This is a genomic window from Streptomyces sp. L-9-10, assembly GCF_004151105.1.
Lineage (GTDB): Bacteria > Actinomycetota > Actinomycetes > Streptomycetales > Streptomycetaceae > Streptomyces.
Genome location: NZ_PHRF01000162.1, coordinates 188471 through 206721, shown reverse-complemented (window position 1 = coordinate 206721; position 18251 = coordinate 188471). Strand labels below are relative to the sequence as shown.

Here is an 18251-nt window from a genome sequence, read left to right as displayed (position 1 = left end):
GGCCGTCCGGTGCCGGTTCAGCCGACGGTCTCGTCCCAGGCCGTACGGAGCCGTCGTACGCCCTCGGTGATCTCCGCGGGCCCCGCCACCGCGGCGAAGCTCAGCCGCAGATGGGGCGCGGGCGGTTCGGCGCTGAAGTACGGGCGGCCCGGGGCGACCGCGACGCCCGCGCGCAGGGCGGCCGAGACGACGGCCTGTTCGTCCGTGCCGTCCGGGAGGCGCAGCCAGAGGTGGTACCCGCCGGACGGGACGTGCGGGAGCGCCGGCTCCGGCAGTTCTGTGCGCAGCGCGGTGGTGAGGGTGTCCCTGCGGGTCTTCAACGCGGCGGAGACGGACCGCAGATGGCGGTTCCAGGCGGCGGAGCCGACCAGTTCCAGGGCGGCTTCCTGGAACGGGCGCGGTACGAAGAAGGTGTCGACGACATGGATGGCACGCAGCCGTTCGAGGACCGGGCCCCGGGCGGCCAGGACGCCGACCCGCAGGCTCGGGGAGGTCGCCTTGGTGAGGGAGCAGACATGGACGACGACACCGTCGGGGTCGTCGGCGGCGAGTGGTCCTGGCAGCGGGCCCGCGTCCTCGTGCACCAGCCGCCGTACGAAGTCGTCCTCCACGACGAACGCCCCGGCCTCCCGTGCGATGCGCAGGACGTCGGGTCTGCGGGCCGCGGAGAGCACGGCTCCGGTGGGGTTCTGGAAGAGCGGCTGGCAGACGAAGACCCGGGCGCCGCTGGCCCGGAAGGCGGCGGCGAGGAGGTCGGGCCGTACGCCGTCGGGGTCCACCGGCACCGGTACGGGGCGCAGCCCGGCGGCGCGGGCGATCGCCAGCATCCCCGGGTAGGTGGGCGATTCGACCAGGACCGGCGCGCCGGGCGGGGCGAGCGCGCGCAGCGCGGTGGTCAGCGCGCTCTGGCCGCCGGCCGTGACCAGGACTTCGGCGGCGGTCCAGGTGTCCCCGATCCCCCGCGCGAACCAGTCGCGCAGCTCGGGCAGGCCGTCGGTGGGCGGTCTGCTCCAGGCGCCGGGCCGTCTGCCCGCCCGTGCCAGCGCGGCGGCCATCGCCTGCTCCGGCTGGAGCGAGGGGTGCAGATAGCCGCCGTTGAACTCGATGACGCCGGGCGGTGGCGCGGCGAGCGTGACCAGTACGCCGGTGGCGTCGACCGAGCGCGGTACGAGTTCGGTGGCGGCGTCGGCGCTGAGGGCGACCTCCTGCCAGGAGGTGTCGCCCGGCCGCACGGCGGCGTTCCTGGCGGGTGCGCGGAAGGCCCCGGCGCCGGGGCGGGTGACGACCAGCCCTTCGGCGGCGAGTCTGGCGAGGGCGCGGGAGACGGTCACCGGCGAGACGCGGTAACGGTCGACCAGCGCCCTGCTGGACGGCAGCTTTCCACCGGGTGAGTAGCGGTTCAGTTCCCGCTTCAGGGAGTTCGCCAGTTCCGCCACGCTGCTACGCTCGTGCATGACAGCACAGAATAGCGCTACTCCCCCTGACTCGATATCAGTCGGCGGCCACGGCGAGGGCCGCATCGGCCGCGGTACCGGTAGCACGCCCGGCACGCCCCCCGCGTCCCCTGCGTCCCCTGCGTCGCCTGCGTCCGGCGCACCCGGCTCGACCCGTACCCAGGGCACCTCCGGCACACGCGGCGGCACACTCCTCGCCGTGCTGGGCGTCGTCGCCTTCTCGCTCACCTTCCCGTCCACCGTGTGGGGCCTGGAGAGTTTCGGCCCCTGGTCCCTCGTCGCCGTACGCAGCGCGCTCGCCGCGCTCATCGCGGGCTGCTTTCTGCTGGCTCTCCGCGTCCCGGTCCCCGCCCGCCGGCACTGGGCCGGGCTCGCGGTCGTCGGCGGCGGGGTCGTGGTGGGCTTCCCGCTGCTGACGACGCTCGCGCTGGAGACCTCCACCACCTCGCACGCGGCCGTGGTCGTCGGACTGCTGCCGCTCACCACGGCCGCGTTCGCCGCCGTCCGTACGGGAAGGCGCCCCTCCAGGGCGTTCTGGCTGGCGGCTCTCGCCGGCGCGGCCGTGGTGATCGCGTTCGCGGTGCGGCAGAGCGGCGGGGTCCTCTCCTCCGGGGATCTCTATCTCTTCGGCGCGCTGCTGGTGTGCGCGGCGGGCTATACGGAGGGCGGCAGGCTGGCGGGGGTGATGCCGGGCTGGCAGGTGGTGGGCTGGGCGCTGATCGGCTGTCTGCCGTTCGCGGTGACGGGCGCGGCGGTGGCACTGTCCTTCGAACCGGCGCGGCTGACGGCCCACGGCGTGATCGGACTCGGCTGGGTCGCCGCGGGCTCGACGTTCTTCGGTCTCTACGTCTGGTACCGGGGGATGGCGTCGATCGGCATCGCGAGGGCCAGCCAGCTCCAGCTCGCGCAGCCGGTCCTCACGCTGGTCTGGTCCGTACTGCTGCTGGGCGAACACCTCACCCCCGCGGCGCCGGTCGCGGCCGTCGCGGTGCTCGTCTGTATCGCCGTCACCCAGCGCGCCGGCACCTGACCGCGCCCGGACGAGCGGGCGAGGGATCAGCGCGCCCGGATGGGCACGCCCGCACGGGCGCGGCCGGACGACCGCGCCCCGCCGGGCGGGCCCGGGAGTCCGGCCGCGCCCGGCCCGTTCCGGCACGCGCTCGGCTCATTTCGCCGCGCGCTTCCCGTAATGGTCGGCCACCACCCTCGTCATCGCCCCGATCGGATCCGCGCCGACCTCCTTCGCCGAGAAGAAGCAGTGCCCGCGCGCTCCCGCGTACTTCTTGGCGAGGGTCAGATGACGGGACAGCTCGGCCGGGTCCTGCCAGGCGGCGGGCTGGGCCGGATCGCCCGCCTTGTAGAGGGCCTCGCCGAGGTACAGATCGACGCCCGTCCCCCGTACGACGCCGTCCCACCAGGCCAGCAGCTTCGCGTAGTCGGCGGCGGCGAAGCCGATGTTCCAGTACAGCTGCGGGGCGATGTAGTCGATCCAGCCCTTCTTGATCCAGCCCCGGGTGTCGGCGTACAGATCGTCGTACGTCTGCACCCCGGCCCGGGTGTCGGAGCCGAGCGGGTCCGTGGCGGCGTTGCGCCACACCCCGAACGGGCTGATCCCGAACCGCACATGCTTCTTGATCTTCTTGATCCGCTCGGCCGTCTCCCGCACCAGCCGGTCGGTGTTGTCCCGCCGCCAGGCCGCCTTGTCCGGGAAGCCCGCGCCGTACCGTTCGTACTCCGCGTCGTCGTCGAAGACCTGTCCGGCGACGGGGTACGGATAGAAGTAGTCGTCCCAGTGCACGGCGTCGATGTCGTAACGCCTGACCGCGTCGAGCATCGCGTCCTGGACGAACGTCCTGACCTCGGGCAGACCCGGGTTGTAGTAGAGCTTCCCGCCGTACGGCAGCACCCAGTCCGGGTGGACCCGGGCCGGATGTGTCGCGATGAGCCGCGAGGGGTCGGTGTGGTTGGCGACCCGGTACGGGTTGAACCAGGCGTGCAGCTCCAGTCCGCGCGCGCGTGCCTCCCGTACCGCCGTGCCCAGCGGGTCCCAGCCGGGGTCCTTGCCCTGGGTGCCGGTGAGGTACTGCGACCAGGGCTCGTACGGCGAGGGCCACAGCGCGTCCGCCGTGGGCCGTACCTGAAAGACCACGGCGTTCAGCCCGCGGGCGACCGCCGTGTCCAGATGCCGGAGCAGCTCGGCCTTCTGCCGGTCGGCGGTGAGACCCGGCACCGAGGGCCAGTCGCGGTTGGCGACGGTCGCGATCCACATCCCGCGCAGCTCCCGGCGCGGAGCGTGCCGCCGCGGTACGGACGCGGCCACGGCCGCCACGTCCCCGGCGGCGACGAGCGAGGTCACCACCGCTGTAGCCGCCGCCACGAACTCTCTTCTGCCGATCTGCCCCATGCGCCGTCCCCTGCGTCAGTCCGCGCGGCCGGGTCACCGGGACCCGGCCCGCCGTACGGGCTCAGCATGCCCGCCCCGGCACCCCGTCCACACACCCTGGCGGAGTAACGTCCTGTCCCGAGGCGGGCGCCGGAATCGCACGGGGGACCTGCCGGGACACGGACCAGCGAAAGGCACGATGTGACCGACACCCTGACCGATATCGCCCGCGTCGGAGTGGTGGGCTGCGGCCAGATGGGCGCAGGCATCGCGGAGGTCGCCGCGCGCAGCGGCCTGGAGGTCAAGGTCGCCGAGACCACCGGCGAGGCCCTGGAGATCGGCCGTACCCGGCTCCAGAACTCCCTCTCGAAGGCCGCGGAACGCGGCAAGATCACCGAGGCGGAGCGGGACGAGACGCTCGGCAGGCTCAGCTTCACCACGGACCTCGGGGAGTTCGCCGACCGCGATCTCGTCATCGAGGCCGTCGTCGAGAACGAGCAGGTCAAGACGGAGATCTTCCAGGTGCTCGATCAGGTCGTGACGCGTCCGGACGCGATCCTGGCCTCCAACACCTCCTCCATCCCGCTGGTCAAGCTGGCCGTCGCGACCTCACGTCCCGACCAGGTCATCGGCATCCACTTCTTCAACCCGGCCCCGGTGCAGAAGCTGGTGGAGCTGATCCCCGCGCTCACGACCTCCGACGAGACGATCAAGCGGGCCGAGAGTGTCGTCCAGGGGGTGCTGGGCAAGCACGCGATCCGCGCCCAGGACCGTTCCGGGTTCGTGGTGAACGCGCTGCTGATTCCGTATCTGCTCGCCGCGATCCGGATGTTCGAGTCGGGGATCGCGAGCCGCGAGGACATCGACAACGGGATGGAGCTGGGCTGCGCTCATCCGATGGGCCCGCTCAAGCTCTCCGATCTGATCGGTCTGGACACCGTGGCGTCGGTCGCCGATTCGATGTACGCCGAGTTCAAGGAGCCGCTGTACGCGGCGTCTCCGCTGCTCCAGCGGATGGTGGACGCGGGCAGGCTGGGCCGTAAGACGGGCGCGGGCTTCTACACGTACGAGTGACGGTCACAGAGGGTGAAGAAATTCGCACGGCGTGTGCGAAGGGTGCTCGCATATGCCATTCACACACCCTGCTGCCCCGCGCGTAAGGGGAGTTGACTCGGTTCCGCTTGGTCCCGGCACCACCGGGGCCCGGCGAAGAACCGTTGGACGACTTTCCCGAACAGGAGCGGATTCGTGACCACCCCCTCTGACCATTCCGTGGTCGGCGAAGAGTGCGCCGAGTTACGGCGCGGCCTCGACGTCGGTCTCGCCAGGACCGACGGCAGGCTGGCGTTACTGGCCCAGCGCAACGACCAGACCGACAAGGATGTGACCGATCTGGCCGCGCGCGTCGCGGCTCTGGAGCACGCCAGGTGGCCGCTGCCCGCCGTGGCGGCGCTCTGCTCGCTCGGAGCGCTGGCGGTGGCGGTCTGGCAGTCCCTGGGCCGCTAGCCGAGCCAGGGGCGTGTCGCCCTGGGGCATGTCGCCCTGGGGCATGTCGCCCTGGGGCATGTCGCCCTGGGGCATGTCGCCCTGGGGCATGTCGCCCTGGGGCATGTCGCGAAAGCGGCGCCGTCCGCCCGCAGTGCGGGCACGGCACGGCTTTCGCGACACCCCCTAGCCCAGCCTTAAGTGATGGAGCATCAGCAGCCCGGCCGTCATATTGGCGGCCGGGATCTCACCCCGGGCGATCATGTCGGGCACCAGCTTGAGCGGGACCCACTCCCGGCGCGAGGACTCGAAGTCGTCCTCGGGATGCCCGATGTACGTGGCGTCCTCCGTCCAGTAGAGATGGTGCCTTGCGTCGGTCAGGCCGTTGGACGGCTCGACCGTGAGCAGATGCCGGAGAGGTCCCGGGCGCCACCCGGTCTCCTCCTCCATCTCCCTGGCGGCCGCGGTCTCGATGTCCTCGCCGTCCTCGACGACCCCCGCGGCCAGCTCCCAGCCCCAGCTGTCGGTGATGAAGCGGTGCCGCCAGAGCATCAGCACCTCGTTGGCGGAGTTGACCGCGGTCGCCACGGCGACCGGGCGGAGCCGGATGAGGAAGTGGTCCAGATGCCGGCCGTCAGGGAGTTTGACGTCCGCGAGATTGACCCGGAACCAGCGGTTCTCGTACACGGTCTGTTCGCTAAGTTTCGTCCACTGCACGTTTCTGCCACCTTCCGACAAGTTGATGGCAATATCGCAGCAGCAGTCTCGGTGAACGGGAACGTGCCGGGGGCTCATAAAGGGGCTCACAGAGGAACGCGCAGCGCGCCTTCGATCAGCTCCGCCGTCTCCTCCGCGTCCGTGGATCCGCTGGCCACCAGCTGTTCTCGTACGGCGCGCAACCGGTCTCGCAGGCGCTGGGACTCCATCCCCCGCGCGCGCTCGGCCATTTCGGCCGCTGTCCTGGCGGCGCGGTCGGCCTCGCCCTGCCGCAATTCGATATGGCTGAGCATCGCCAGCCGGTGGACCCGGCCGCGATCGTGCGCCGGGGTGTCCACGGCCGCCGCCGCGTGCGCCCGCGCGGCCGCCAGATCACCGAGGCTGAGCAGCGCCTCCGCCACCTGTACGTTCACCAGGCCCGGCTGTACGTAGCCCGTCTCGTCCGGCTCGTGCCCCGGCCGGATGCGTTCCGCCTCCGTCTCGGCACGCCGGATACAGCCGAGCGCCCCGCTGCCGTCACCGAGATGCGCATACGACTTGGCCTGCATCGCGTACAGGTCCGCCGCGAGCGCCGGGGTGATCTGGCGCCCGGCCGTCCGCAGCGCCGCCTCGGCGAACGCCACGGCCTGGCGGTACTCCCCCATGTGCAGTGACTGGTTGACCAGCAGCGCGATCACATACGCGCCGAGGCCCCGGTCGCCGCTCGCCTTGGCCAGCCGCAGCGCCTGGTGGAAGTAGCGCTGGGCGAGCCCGTGCGCGTCCGAGTCATAGGCGCAGATACCGGCCACCGCCACCAGACCGCCGGTGGCGCGGTGCAGTTGGCGGCCCAGCGCGTCGCTGTACCCGCCGCGCAGCAGCGGAGCGGTCTCGGCGTTGAGGAAGCGCACGATCCTGGCGCGGGTGGCGACTCCGCCCGCCCGCCGGTACATCAGCTCGTAGTGCGCCCTGGCCGACCGCAGCAGCTTGATGTCGGCCGGGCCGACCTTGTTGCGGCCGCTGCGGGAGACATCGGCGTCCTCGGGAGGGTTCTCCCACTCCCAGACGGGCATCACGGCGGGCGTCCCGGTGACGGTGGGGGCGCCCACTATGTGCGGACGTTGCTGTTCGTCGCAGCGCCACAGCGCGGTGGCCCGCTCCACGAAACCGGAGAGCGGGGTGCCGTGCGGTACGAGCGACTCCCCCGTCACCCCGAGCCCGATGTCGTCCAGCGTGAGCGAGCGGTGCAGCCGCTCGCCCAGCACCGCGCAGATCAGGTCGGGCACTTGGCCGCGCGGCCGCTGTCCCTTCAGCCACCGTGAGACGGCGGTGTGTTCGTAGCGCAGGGCGAGACCTCTGGCCCGGCCGGCTTGGTTGACCCGCGCGGCGAGACCGGCATGGGAGATACCCGCCTCGTCGAGCAGGGAATCGAGCAGAGAATTGGGGTGCATGAGTGCCCCTCCGGTGGCTCGGCCGAACCAGCGTAGTGGAACGGGAAACGCACGGGGTGTGAACGTAATGCCCGGAAACGCGCCCCGTGCACCCTCCCGCCGGGAAAGCGGGACCTGTTGACTGAATCGCCTCGCAAAAGAGGCGCCGGGCCGCCGGCTCCCCCTCGTACAGTGCGGTGGCCCGCAACCGCGCCGTCCGCCCTGCCGACCTGCCCGACACTCCGCGGCAGAGTGGACGGCGCGTGTACGGGACCGCCCGTACGGGACCGCGTGTACGGGGCAGGGAGATCGCGAGGCCGGGCATCCGGCAGGGTCTTCCGGCAGGGAGCGTCCGACCGGGGGGAGCGTTCGACGGGGGGCGTTCGAGGGAGGGGATTCGCCGTCATCCCGGGCCGGGCGCGTGAGTGGTGGCCTCCCTCGCGGGGACCCACGTACGGCACAGGCCCGGTCCGCCGGGCTGCGCGGGCACACGCGAGGAATCGCCCACCGGTGGGCGGTCGTTGCGCAGCACGAGCAGCGCCATGTCGTCGGTGATCCGCCCGCCGGTGTGCCGCAGCAGCGCCGCGTGGACCGTGCGCACCACGGCGGCGGGCGCCAGGGGCGGGCCCGCGGCGGCCTCCGCGAGCGCTTCCTCCAGAGCGAAGAACCGTCCCGCGGAGTCCCGGGCGTCCTCCGCCCCGTCGGTGTGCAGGAACAGCGCCTCACCGGGCAGCAGCGGACCGCACTGATACGGCAGCAGATCGGCGGGCAGCGGAAAGGCGCCCAGCGGCGGCAGCGGCTCGCCCGACGCCAGCCGCGCGGCGCCGCGGCCGAGCCGATAGGGCCAGGGATGGCCGCAGTTGAGGGCCCGTACCTCCGCGTCGGCCCCGATCTCCAGCAGCAGTACGGTGACGAACTCCTCCGCCGACAGGGAGTCCGGCTCCTGCCCCGCGGCGGCGGGCGGCTCCTGGCGCGCCAGCTCCCGCAGATGGCGCTGGTGGGCCCGGTCGAGCCGGCGCAGGACGCCGTCGAGCCCGGCCTCGTCATGGGCCGCCTCCCGGAAGCTGCCGAGGACCGCGGCCACCGCCCCGATCGCGGGCAGTCCATGGCCGCGCACATCCCCGATGACGACCCGCACCCCGTAGGCCGTGGCCACCGCCTCGTACAGATCGCCGCCGACATCGGCACCGCGCGAGGCGGAGAGCTGGCGTGCGGAGAGCGCGAGACCGTCCAGCCGGGGCGGCAGGGTCCTGATCAGCACCTCCTGGGCGGCCCGCGCCACGGCCTTGACCTCCCGCAACTCCCGGGCCGCCCGCCGCCGTACGCGGATCAGCAGATACGCCACCACCAGCAGGAAGACGACGCAGGTCACGATGCGCGAGAGCAGGTCGTCGCGGTCCGCCGCCGGGCGGGTCAGCTCCCAGGTGATCACCGCTGTGAGCAGACCGCCCGGGATCGCGCATTCGACAAGGCCCCAGGAGGCCGGCGCTTCCGCCTGCGCGTCCTCTGTCGCCTTGGTCCGGTTCATCCGTCGGCCTCCCTCGGCCGTCCGGCCGCTAAGCCGTGGGGCGTACGTCGACCGTCTCGGCCGGATCGATTGTGTCGATCACGGAAGCCCCATGACGTGACACGCCAGGACTTCTCACCCGAATGAGTGAGGGGCGCATCCGATGATCCGGATGCGCCCCTCACGGGCCGAGAGCCAGTACAGCGACGGCGCGCGGCAGGGTGGTCACGCGCCGCGCAGGACCGCCCCGGTCCGTTCGGCGGCGAGCGCGACGGCCGCGTCACGGGCCGCCGTGGCCTCGTCGACCGTCAGTGTGCGGTCCGCCGCGCGGAAACGCAGGGCGTAGGCAAGGGACTTGTGCCCCTCGCCGATCTGCTCGCCGGCGAACACGTCGAACAGCCGCAGGGACTCCAGGAGTTCCCCGGCGCCCTCGCGCAGCGCCCGCTCCACCTCGGCGGCCGGCACCTCGCCCGGTACGACAAGCGCGACATCCTGCGTCGCCACCGGATAGGTGGAAATCCGCGGCGCCTTGATGACACCGGTGCCCGCGCGCTCCAGCAGGTCGAGATCGATCTCCATGGCGCAGCTGCGCTCCGGCAGGCCGAGCGCCTTCACGACGCGCGGGTGCAGCTCTCCGGCGTGGCCGAGGAGCGTCTCCTCACCGTCCACGGCGGCGAACAGCGCCGCGCAGCGGCCGGGGTGCCACGGCTCGTACTGCCCGGCCCGTACGGTCAGTTCGGCCCCGGCCTCGCGGGCGACGGTACGGGCGGCCTCGACGGCGTCCGACCACTGCGCGGGGCGTCCCCTGCCCCACCAGCCGGCCCGCTCGCGCGCCCCGGCCAGCACGACGGCGGCGTGCCGCGGCTGGCGCGGCAGCGCGGCGTCGAGCGCCGCCGCCTCCTCGTCGGTCGGCCGCCGGTCGACGGGCAGCCGTACCGGCACGGTCTCGTGGCCGGTGGGCAGGAAGACCAGTCCGGTCTCGAAGAGCGCCAGGTCGTGCGAACCGCGGCCGTCGTTGCGCCGCAGCGCCGTGAGCAGGCCCGGCAGCAGCGTGGTGCGCAGCGCGGGCTCCTCGTCGGAGAGCGGGTTGACGAGCGTGACCGTACGGCGCCGGTCGTCGTCGGCCGGCAGCCCGAGCGCGTCGAGCGCCGCGTCACCGAGGAACGGGTAGTTCAGCGCCTCGACATAACCGGCGCCGGCCAGGGCGCGGCCGACGCGGCGGTGCAGCCGCTGGCGCTCGGTGAGTCCGCGGCCGGACGGCGGGGTCGGCAGCGTCGAGGGGAGGTTCTCGTACCCCTCGAGCCGGATGACCTCCTCGGCGAGGTCATTGGGCTCGCCTAGGTCGGGGCGCCAGGACGGGACGGTGACGACCAGCTCGTCCTGGCCGTAGACGTCGCAGCCGATCTGCTGGAGCCGCCGTACGACGGTCTCCCTGCCGTAGGTGACACCGGCGACCCGGTCGGGGTGGTCGGCGGGCATGGTGATGGTGTGCGGCGCGGAGGGCGCGATGATCTCCGTGACGCCGGCCCCGGCGGAGCCGCCGGCGAGCAGCACGAGCAGGTCGACGGTCCGCTGCGCGGCGGCGGCCGCGGCCTGCGGGTCGACCCCGCGCTCGAAGCGCTTGGACGCCTCGGAGGCCAGCTTGTGGCGGCGCGCGGTACGGGCGATGGAGATCGCGTCGAAGTGCGCGGCCTCGATCACCACGTCGGTGGTGCCCTGGGTCTCGCCCGTTTCCGGGTGGGCCGTGGTGTCGGCGATCTCGGTGTTCGCGCCGCCCATCACGCCCGCGAGGCCGATGGGCCCGCGGTCGTCGGTGATGACCAGGTCCTGGGCGTCCAGCACCCGCTGGACGCCGTCGAGCGTGGTGATCCTCTCGCCGGCCCGTGCACGGCGGACGCCGATGGCGCCCTCCAGCCGGGAGCGGTCGTACGCGTGCAGCGGCTGGCCGAGCTCCAGCATCACGTAGTTGGTGATGTCGACAGCGAGCGAGATCGGCCGCATCCCGGCCTTCTGGAGCCGGCGGCGCAGCCAGATGGGGCTCTGCGCCTCCGGGTCGAGGCCGGTGACCGTACGGGCCGTGAAGCGGTCGCAGCCCCTCGGGTCGGCGACCTTCACCGGGTGGCCGTACGAGTTGGGCGCGGGCACGTCGAGCAGCGCCGGGTCCCGCAGGGCCAGTCCGTACGCGATGGCGGTCTCGCGGGCGACCCCGCGCAGCGAGAGGCAGTAGCCGCGGTCGGGCGTGACGGCGATGTCGAGGACCTCGTCCACCAGCTCCAGGAGCGCGATGGCGTCGGTGCCGGCCTCGTGCTCGGGCGGCAGCACGATGATGCCGCCCTCGCCCCAGCCGGAACTGCCGCCCATGCCCAGCTCGTCGCCGGAGCAGATCATGCCGTGGGACGTCCTGCCGTACGTCTTGCGCGCGGCGATCGCGAAGTCGCCCGGCAGGACCGCGCCGGGGAGGACCACGACGACCTTGTCGCCGACGGAGAAGTTCCGCGCGCCGCAGACGATCTCCTGCGGCTCGCCGGTGCCGTTGGCCGTGCCGACATCCACCGTGCAGAAGCGGATGGGCTTCTTGAAGCCCTCCAGCTCCTCGATGGTGAGCACCTTGCCGACGACGAGGGGGCCCTTGAGGCCCGCGCCGAGCTGCTCGACGGTCTCGACCTCAAGACCGGCGGAGACGAGCTTGGCCTGGACGTCACGGCCGGTCTCCGTCGCCGGCAGGTCGACGTACTCCCGCAGCCAGGAAAGCGGGACGCGCATCAGATCTCCATCCCGAACGGCCGGGTGAACCGGACGTCACCCTCGACCATGTCTCGCATGTCTTCGACGTTGTGGCGGAACATCAGCATCCGTTCGATGCCGAACCCGAAGGCGAATCCGCTGTACTTCTCGGGGTCGACACCGCAGGCGATGAGCACCTTGGGGTTGACCATGCCGCAGCCGCCCAGCTCGATCCAGCCCTCGCTGCCGCAGGTGCGGCAGGGCCGGTCGGGGTTGCCGACCGAGGCGCCGCGGCACACGTAACAGACCATGTCCATCTCGGCGGACGGCTCGGTGAAGGGGAAGAAGTTCGGACGGAGCCGGGTCTTCATGTCCGCGCCGAAGAGCGCCTGGACCATGTGGTCCAGAGTGCCCTTGAGGTCGGCCATGGTCAGGCCCTCGTCGACGGCGAGCAGCTCGATCTGGTGGAAGACCGGGGTGTGCGTGGCGTCCAGCTCGTCGGTGCGGTAGACCCGCCCCGGGCAGACGATGTACACGGGCGGCTCGCGGTCGAGCAGAGCGCGCGCCTGGACCGGGGAGGTGTGGGTACGGAGCACCACACCCGAATCGTCGCCTTCTGTGCCCTCGGGGCCCTGGACGAAGAAGGTGTCCTGCATCTGGCGCGCCGGGTGGTCGGGCACGAAGTTGAGCGCGTCGAAGTTGAACCACTCCGCCTCGGCCTCGGGGCCCTCGGCGACCTCGTAGCCCATGGCCACGAAGACATCCGCGACCCGCTCCATGAAGCCGGTCAGCGGGTGGCGGGCGCCGGGCGGGGTGCGGTCGTACGGCAGCGTGACGTCCACCGCCTCCTCGACCAGCACCCGGGCGTCCCGCTCCGCCTCCAGCTCGCTCTGGCGGGCGGCGAGGGCCTTGTTGACGGCGCCGCGGGCCTGGCCCACGCGCTTGCCCGCCTCGGCCTTGGCCTGCGGGGGCAGGGCGCCGATCTCCCGGTTGGCGAGGGCGAGCGGCGAGGTACCTCCGGTGTGCGCGGTCTTCTCGTGCGCGAGCGCGTCGAGATCACCGGCGGCGGCGAAGGCGGCGAGCGCCTCGTCCCGCATCCGCTCGATCTCTTCCGGTTTCAGTGCCTCGACCTCGACTGGGTCGTACGACTTGTTGGGTGCCGACATCTCTTCCGTACTTCCGTTTGGCTGGCGAAACGACCCTGCTCGATCACTGGGGAGCGCGAAGGCGCGCGAAGGTGCCAAAAGTCGAGTCTAAAGGTCGTACGAAGGTGAAGAAGCCCGTGGGCCGCTCAGGACAGGTAGGCCGGAGCGCCGACGGGCAGGATAAACCGGAACTCGGCACCGCCGCCGGGTCCCCGGCCGACGGTGATCGTCCCGCCGTGCGCCTCGACGATGCCCTTGACGATATACAGGCCGAGGCCGGTCCCGCCGCGCTTGCTCCCCCGCCAGAAGCGGGTGAAGACGCGGCCCATCGACTCCTCGGGGATGCCGGGACCCTCGTCGCACACGGTGACGGCCGTTCCCTTCTCTGGCTCCGTCTCGGTTTCCGGCCGCGCCGCGTGGCTGAGCGTCGCGGCGGCCACCTCGATGGTGACGGTTCCCTCGCCGTGGCGCACCGCGTTTTCCAGCAGATTGCCGAGCACCTGATCGATCTTGTCGGGATCCGCCCACAGATCGGGCAGCGGCTGCTGTATCCGTACGAGGAACCGGTCCGGCGACTGGCCCGCGGCGGTGTGCGACTGGACGTGGCGTCCCACGGCCGCGCCGATGTCCACCGGCTGCCGGCGCACCTCCAGCCGGCCCGAGTCGATCCTGGAGATGTCCAGCAGTTCCGCGATCAGCCGGGTGACCCGGTTGGCGTCGGCGTCGACGGTCTCCAGCATCAGCCGCTTCTGGTCGTCGGTGAAGCGCTCCCATTTGGCGAGCAGCGTCGCCGTGAACCCCTTCACGGAGGTGAGCGGGGAGCGCAGCTCATGGGCGACGGTCGCGATGAGTTCGGCGTGGCTCAGTTCGGTACGGCGTCGCGCCTCCGTGCCCCGGATGGAGATGACCAGCCGGCGTACCGGTCCGGTCGGGTGCGCGCGGACGTAGCGGGCGGAGACCAGGACCTCCCGGCCGCCCGGCAGCAGCAGATTGCGCTCGGGCTGGCCCACCCGGGTGGCGAGCCCGCCGTACGGGTCGGTCAGCGCCCACCAGCGGCGGCCCTTCAGGTCCTCCAGCGGCAGCGCCCGTTCCAGCGGGCGGCCGAGGGCGTCGGCGCACGGGACGGCGGTGATCCGGGCGGCGGCGGCGTTGAAGCAGATCACCTTGCCGGTCTCGTCGGCGACGACCAGCCCGTCGGGCAGTTCGTCGGGGTGGATCCCCCAGTCGCCCGTGCCGATCCGCTCGTCCACACCGGTCCGCTCGTCCGCGCCGGGCGGCTCACCCGCGCCGGTCCCGTACGGGGGCGGTAAGGCTCCCTGGACCGCGGCGGGTCCGCTCGCCCCGACACTCATCCCCGCATCCCACCTCTTCCGCGTAGCTCAGTGGGCCCCAGAAAGCGCAACAGTACTAGCTGAACGTGACGGAGCGGGACCCCCTCAGCACGTACCGCGCACGCGCTGGGCGCGCGCCGAGGCATAGAGACATACGGCCGCGGCCGTCGCGAGGTTCAGACTCTCGGCCTTTCCGTGGATCGGCACCCGTACCACCGCGTCCGCGAGGGCGCGGGTCTCGGCCGGCAGCCCCCAGGCCTCGTTGCCGAAGATCCAGGCGGTGGGCCCGCCCATGGTGCCCGCGTCCAGTTCGTCGTCCAGGTCGTTCTCGCCCGCGCCGTCGGCGGCGAGGATCCGTACGCCCGCGTCCCGCAGCCCCCGGACGGCCTGCTCGACGGGGACGCCGACGGCGACCGGCAGATGGAAGAGCGAGCCGACGGACGCCCGGACCGATTTGGGGTTGTAGAGATCGACGGAGGCGTCGGTGAGGACGACGGCGTCGGCGCCCGCCGCGTCGGCGCAGCGCAGCACCGTACCGGCGTTCCCGGGGTCGCGGACATGCGCCAGTACGGCGACGAGCTGGGGCCTGGCGCGCAGGATCTCCTCGAAGGGCGAGTCCAGGAACCGGCACACCCCGAGCAGCCCCTGCGGGGTGACGGTCTGGGACACCTCGGCGAGTACGGCGTCGGGCGCGAGGTGCACCCGGGCCCCGGTGGCGCGCGCGGCCTCGACGATGTCGGCGTACCGCTCGGCGGCCTCGACGGTGGTGAACAGCTCGACGAGCGTGGGCTCGCCGCCGTCACCGCGATGGAGCACCGCTTCCCGTACGGCCTGCGGCCCCTCGGCGATGAACCGGCGTTCCTTGCCGCGGAAGGCGCGCTTGGCGAGTCTCCTGGCGGCCGTGACGCGCGGGGAACGCGGGGAGATCAGCTCGGGGGTGCCCATGGACGGCGTTATCTCACTTCTCGTATGAGGACGTACGGGTACGGGCGACGTACCGGACGCCGGGGTCCGGACGGACGCGGAGGGAGGTGCGGAACGCGCCGGACCCGCAGGCGCGATGCCTGCGGGTCCGGCGGGAAGTACGGCGGCCTTGACGGGATCAGGCGGCGGCCTTCGGGGCGTTGACGTCGCTCGGGAGGGCCTTCTGGGCCACCTCGACGAGCGCGGCGAACGCGCTGGAGTCATTGACGGCCAGCTCGGCGAGGATCTTGCGGTCCACCTCGACGTTGGCGGCCTTCAGACCCTGGATGAAGCGGTTGTAGGTGATGCCGTTGGCGCGGGCAGCGGCGTTGATCCGCTGGATCCACAGCTGACGGAAGTCGCCCTTGCGCTTCTTGCGGTCGTTGTAGTTGTAAACGAGGGAGTGGGTGACCTGCTCCTTCGCCTTCCGGTACAGACGCGAGCGCTGGCCGCGGTAACCGCTGGCCGCCTCGAGGATTGCCCGGCGCTTCTTGTGGGCGTTGACTGCCCGCTTGACGCGTGCCACGTGTTAACTCCTTGTAGCTGGGTCACGGGTGGTGGCGTGACCCAAGAACGGCATGGTTCCTGCAGGTGTCCCGGCCCCGCGCTGCGGCGGGACGCGCGGACTACAGGCCGAGAAGCTTCTTCGCCTTGGCGGCGTCGCCCGGCGCGAGCTCGACGGTGCCGGCGAGGCGGCGCGTCAGCGTCGAGGGCTTGTGCTCCAGGTAGTGGCGACGGCCGGCGCGCTGCCGGAGCACCTTGCCCGAGCCGGTCACGCGGAAGCGCTTCTTTGCACCGCTGTGCGTCTTGTTCTTCGGCATGGCGCCGCTCTCTCCTCGTCAGTGGCGCTCCCAGCCGGCCTGCTCGGCCGGTACTCGGGAGCGTCATATCTCTGGTGTGTGGTTCCGGACCGGATCCGAGGCGCCGCCTGTCGGCGCCCCCCGGATCACGCTTCGGAAGATGCCTCGGCCGGAGCCTCGGCCGCGGTGTCCGCGGATTCCTCGGTCGGGTACCCCTGACGCTCCGCCTTGCGGGCGGCCTGCGCCTCACGGGCCTCGGCCATGGCCTCGGTCTTCTTCTTGTGCGGGCCAAGAACCATGATCATGTTCCGGCCGTCCTGCTTCGGGTTCGACTCGATGAAGCCGAGCTCCTCGACATCCGAAGCGAGACGCTGGAGCAGTCGGAAGCCCAGCTCGGGGCGGGACTGCTCACGACCACGGAACATGATCGTGATCTTGACCTTGTCCCCCTGCTTGAGGAACCGGACGACATGACCCTTCTTGGTGTCATAGTCGTGCGGGTCGATCTTCGGCCGGAGCTTCATCTCCTTGATGACCGTGTGCGCCTGGTTCTTGCGCGCCTCACGGGCCTTCATGGCCGACTCGTACTTGAACTTCCCGTAGTCCATGAGCTTGCACACGGGCGGACGGGCGTTCGCCGCGACCTCGACCAGGTCCAGGTCGTACTCCTGCGCAAGCTCTAGGGCCTTGGCGAGCGGGACGATGCCCACCTGCTCGCCACTGGGACCGACAAGTCGCACTTCGGGAACGCGAATCCGGTCGTTGATGCGGGGCTCGGCGCTGATGGATCCTCCTCGGTAGCACCACACGACTGCCTGGCAGACAGCCGCGTAACGTCTGTGTATGCAGACCAACCGCGGCGGAACATCAAAAATGCCCCGGACGGCACACAGGCAGGAGCTCCTCGAATACCGGAGCACCGCCGCGCGAATGCCACGGGGCGCATCGGGCGGTTCCATCGTCCGTACGGAACGATGGGCACCACCTGACCGGTGACCCGCCGCCCCTGAGGAGCAGCCAGGTGGGAGATCGGAGCCTCCACTTGTGGGCCGGGCACACACGTGTCCGACCGGTCGTTACACAAGGTTAGCAGCTCCTCGGGGGTGGTGCGAACCCCGCGTACCAGTCCGCTCCCGCGGCCGGGGCCACTCGGGCGTACGCCTATCGTGTGGGCATGAGCGACGCGACCTCTCCCCAGGAAACCCCCGGCTATGACGCCATGGCCCGCGACATCGCGGAAGTCCCCGCCGTCGAGGTGATCGTCACGGTCGCCGTGAATCTGATGAGCGCGGCCGCCGTCAAGCTCGGGCTGACCGAGGAGGGCGACGAGCACAAGGACCTGGACGAGGCGCGCAAGCTGGTCCACGCGCTGGCCGGGCTGATGGACGCGAGCGCGACGGAGATCAGCTCCTTCCACGCGGCTCCGCTGCGTGACGGGCTGAAGTCGCTCCAGCTGGCGTTCCGCGAGGCGTCGCTCGTGCCGGACGAGCCGGGGCAGGGTCCCGGCGAGAAGTACACGGGGCCGGTCTACGGCTGATCCGTCTCCGTCACGTCCCGCGCGCTTTTGAGCGCGCCCGTTTGAGTGCGGACGTCACACGCGGACGAAAAGGGGCTCGCCGGGTGGTGTGGCCTCGGCCGGCAGCAGGGCCAGGTCGAGTCCGCGTACCAGGCGGGCCCTCAGTACGTCATCGGCCGCGAGGGCCTCGGCGATCCTGCGGGCCGTCTCGGCGGGACGCGCGGCCGGATCCAGCACGAGCGCGAGCGTCCCGTCCGCGCTGCCGGGGCCGAGATGCGCACGGAGCACGGCGGGCTCGGCGGCGACGGCGGACCGCACCGCCGCGCCGACGGCGGGGTCCGCGAGCGGATCGGTGCTGGTACGGCCCTCGGCGAGGGCCAGCAGCGCGGGTCCGGTGAGCTGGTACGTGACGGGGCCCGCGAGGTCGATCACGACCGTGTCCGCCCGCTCGTGCGCGGCGGCCCGGAGCGCCTGGTGCAGCGGTACGGCGACGGGCCGGGCCTCCGGGTCCCAGCGGGCCAGCGCCGCGACGGAGGTGAAGGCGGGCAGCGCGCGGCGGTCGCCCGCCCGGAGCGTCGGGACGGCCATGTCACTGGTCTTCTCGCGGCGCAGGCCGCTCTCCTCGTCCTCCTCCGTCTCTCCGAGCACCGCGACCACGGGGACCAGCAGCCGGGCGTCCTTGAGCGCCGCCAGGACGCGCGGTTCGGCCGACCGGTCTCCGGCCCAGGCCGCGAGCGCGGCCGTCAGCTCGGGCGCGGCGGTGCCGTCGTCGTCGGAGAATCCGGAGTCGGGGATATTCTTGAGGGCCACGGGACGAGCC

At 72.0% G+C, this 18251-nt stretch carries 17 protein-coding genes; 4 read left to right on the top strand and 13 right to left on the bottom strand.

Annotated elements, in window-relative coordinates:
- Window positions 1-17 precede the first annotated feature (17 nt).
- Window positions 18-1454 (bottom strand): PLP-dependent aminotransferase family protein, encoded by a 1437-nt coding sequence (locus CU044_RS34385; protein ID WP_129772662.1) that lies wholly within the window; start codon window positions 1452-1454, stop codon window positions 18-20.
- Between CU044_RS34385 and CU044_RS34380 the strand changes: the two genes are divergently transcribed.
- Window positions 1453-2484 (top strand): DMT family transporter, encoded by a 1032-nt coding sequence (locus CU044_RS34380; RefSeq protein ID WP_129772661.1) that lies wholly within the window; start codon window positions 1453-1455, stop codon window positions 2482-2484. The two genes, CU044_RS34385 and CU044_RS34380, sit on opposite strands and share 2 nt — an antisense overlap.
- Window positions 2485-2619: 135 nt before the next feature.
- On the opposite strand, the gene CU044_RS34375 is transcribed toward CU044_RS34380, so the two are convergent.
- The gene (locus CU044_RS34375) at window positions 2620-3858 is read right to left on the bottom strand and encodes a family 10 glycosylhydrolase (protein WP_129772660.1); all 1239 of its coding nucleotides are present in this window, start codon (window positions 3856-3858) and stop codon (window positions 2620-2622) included.
- A 192-nt stretch (window positions 3859-4050) separates the two neighbouring features.
- Between CU044_RS34375 and CU044_RS34370 the strand changes: the two genes are divergently transcribed.
- Both CU044_RS34370 and CU044_RS34365 read left to right on the top strand, forming a co-directional pair.
- Window positions 4051-4911 (top strand): 3-hydroxybutyryl-CoA dehydrogenase, encoded by an 861-nt coding sequence (locus CU044_RS34370; RefSeq protein ID WP_129772842.1) that lies wholly within the window; start codon window positions 4051-4053, stop codon window positions 4909-4911.
- Window positions 4912-5085: 174 nt separating this feature from the next.
- The gene (locus CU044_RS34365) at window positions 5086-5343 is read left to right on the top strand and encodes a hypothetical protein (RefSeq protein WP_129772659.1); all 258 of its coding nucleotides are present in this window, start codon (window positions 5086-5088) and stop codon (window positions 5341-5343) included.
- 165 nt (window positions 5344-5508) lie between these two features.
- On the opposite strand, the gene CU044_RS34355 is transcribed toward CU044_RS34365, so the two are convergent.
- From CU044_RS34355 to infC, 10 genes are all read right to left on the bottom strand, one after another.
- Window positions 5509-6039: an NUDIX hydrolase gene (locus CU044_RS34355; protein ID WP_129772658.1), complete on the bottom strand. Its 531-nt coding sequence runs from the start codon at window positions 6037-6039 to the stop codon at window positions 5509-5511.
- An 86-nt stretch (window positions 6040-6125) separates the two neighbouring features.
- On the bottom strand, window positions 6126-7466 hold the full coding sequence (locus tag CU044_RS34350; RefSeq protein WP_129772657.1) for a transcriptional regulator: 1341 nt from the start codon (window positions 7464-7466) through the stop codon (window positions 6126-6128).
- A gap of 382 nt (window positions 7467-7848) precedes the next feature.
- Window positions 7849-8973 carry a PP2C family protein-serine/threonine phosphatase gene (locus CU044_RS34345; RefSeq protein ID WP_129772656.1) on the bottom strand — a complete coding sequence of 375 codons (1125 nt, stop codon included), beginning with the start codon at window positions 8971-8973 and terminating at the stop codon, window positions 7849-7851.
- A gap of 204 nt (window positions 8974-9177) precedes the next feature.
- Complete coding sequence (gene pheT, locus CU044_RS34340) at window positions 9178-11715, bottom strand: phenylalanine--tRNA ligase subunit beta (protein WP_129772655.1); 2538 nt, start codon at window positions 11713-11715, stop codon at window positions 9178-9180.
- Window positions 11715-12842 (bottom strand): phenylalanine--tRNA ligase subunit alpha, encoded by a 1128-nt coding sequence (gene pheS / locus CU044_RS34335; RefSeq protein WP_129772654.1) that lies wholly within the window; start codon window positions 12840-12842, stop codon window positions 11715-11717. Before pheS ends, pheT begins: the two co-directional genes overlap by 1 nt.
- Window positions 12843-12967: 125 nt before the next feature.
- Window positions 12968-14173, bottom strand: coding sequence for an ATP-binding protein (locus CU044_RS34330; RefSeq protein ID WP_129772653.1), 1206 nt, complete (start codon window positions 14171-14173; stop codon window positions 12968-12970).
- Between the two features lie 84 nt (window positions 14174-14257).
- A complete protein-coding gene (locus tag CU044_RS34325) occupies window positions 14258-15097 on the bottom strand; it encodes an RNA methyltransferase (RefSeq protein ID WP_129772652.1) in 840 nt (279 codons plus the stop codon).
- A gap of 157 nt (window positions 15098-15254) precedes the next feature.
- The gene (gene rplT / locus CU044_RS34320; RefSeq protein ID WP_030355332.1) at window positions 15255-15641 is read right to left on the bottom strand and encodes a 50S ribosomal protein L20; all 387 of its coding nucleotides are present in this window, start codon (window positions 15639-15641) and stop codon (window positions 15255-15257) included.
- 100 nt (window positions 15642-15741) lie between these two features.
- Window positions 15742-15936: a 50S ribosomal protein L35 gene (rpmI, locus tag CU044_RS34315; RefSeq protein WP_030355333.1), complete on the bottom strand. Its 195-nt coding sequence runs from the start codon at window positions 15934-15936 to the stop codon at window positions 15742-15744.
- Window positions 15937-16061: 125 nt separating this feature from the next.
- Window positions 16062-16724 (bottom strand): translation initiation factor IF-3, encoded by a 663-nt coding sequence (gene infC, locus CU044_RS34310; protein WP_129772651.1) that lies wholly within the window; start codon window positions 16722-16724, stop codon window positions 16062-16064.
- A gap of 365 nt (window positions 16725-17089) precedes the next feature.
- Here infC and CU044_RS34300 point away from each other — a divergent pair, with 365 nt between their 5' ends.
- Entirely contained in the window at window positions 17090-17452 is a 363-nt protein-coding gene (locus CU044_RS34300; protein ID WP_129772650.1) for a DUF1844 domain-containing protein, read from the top strand.
- A 54-nt stretch (window positions 17453-17506) separates the two neighbouring features.
- Here CU044_RS34300 and CU044_RS34295 read toward each other — a convergent pair whose 3' ends face one another.
- Entirely contained in the window at window positions 17507-18241 is a 735-nt protein-coding gene (locus tag CU044_RS34295; protein ID WP_129772649.1) for an SseB family protein, read from the bottom strand.
- Window positions 18242-18251: the final 10 nt, after the last annotated feature.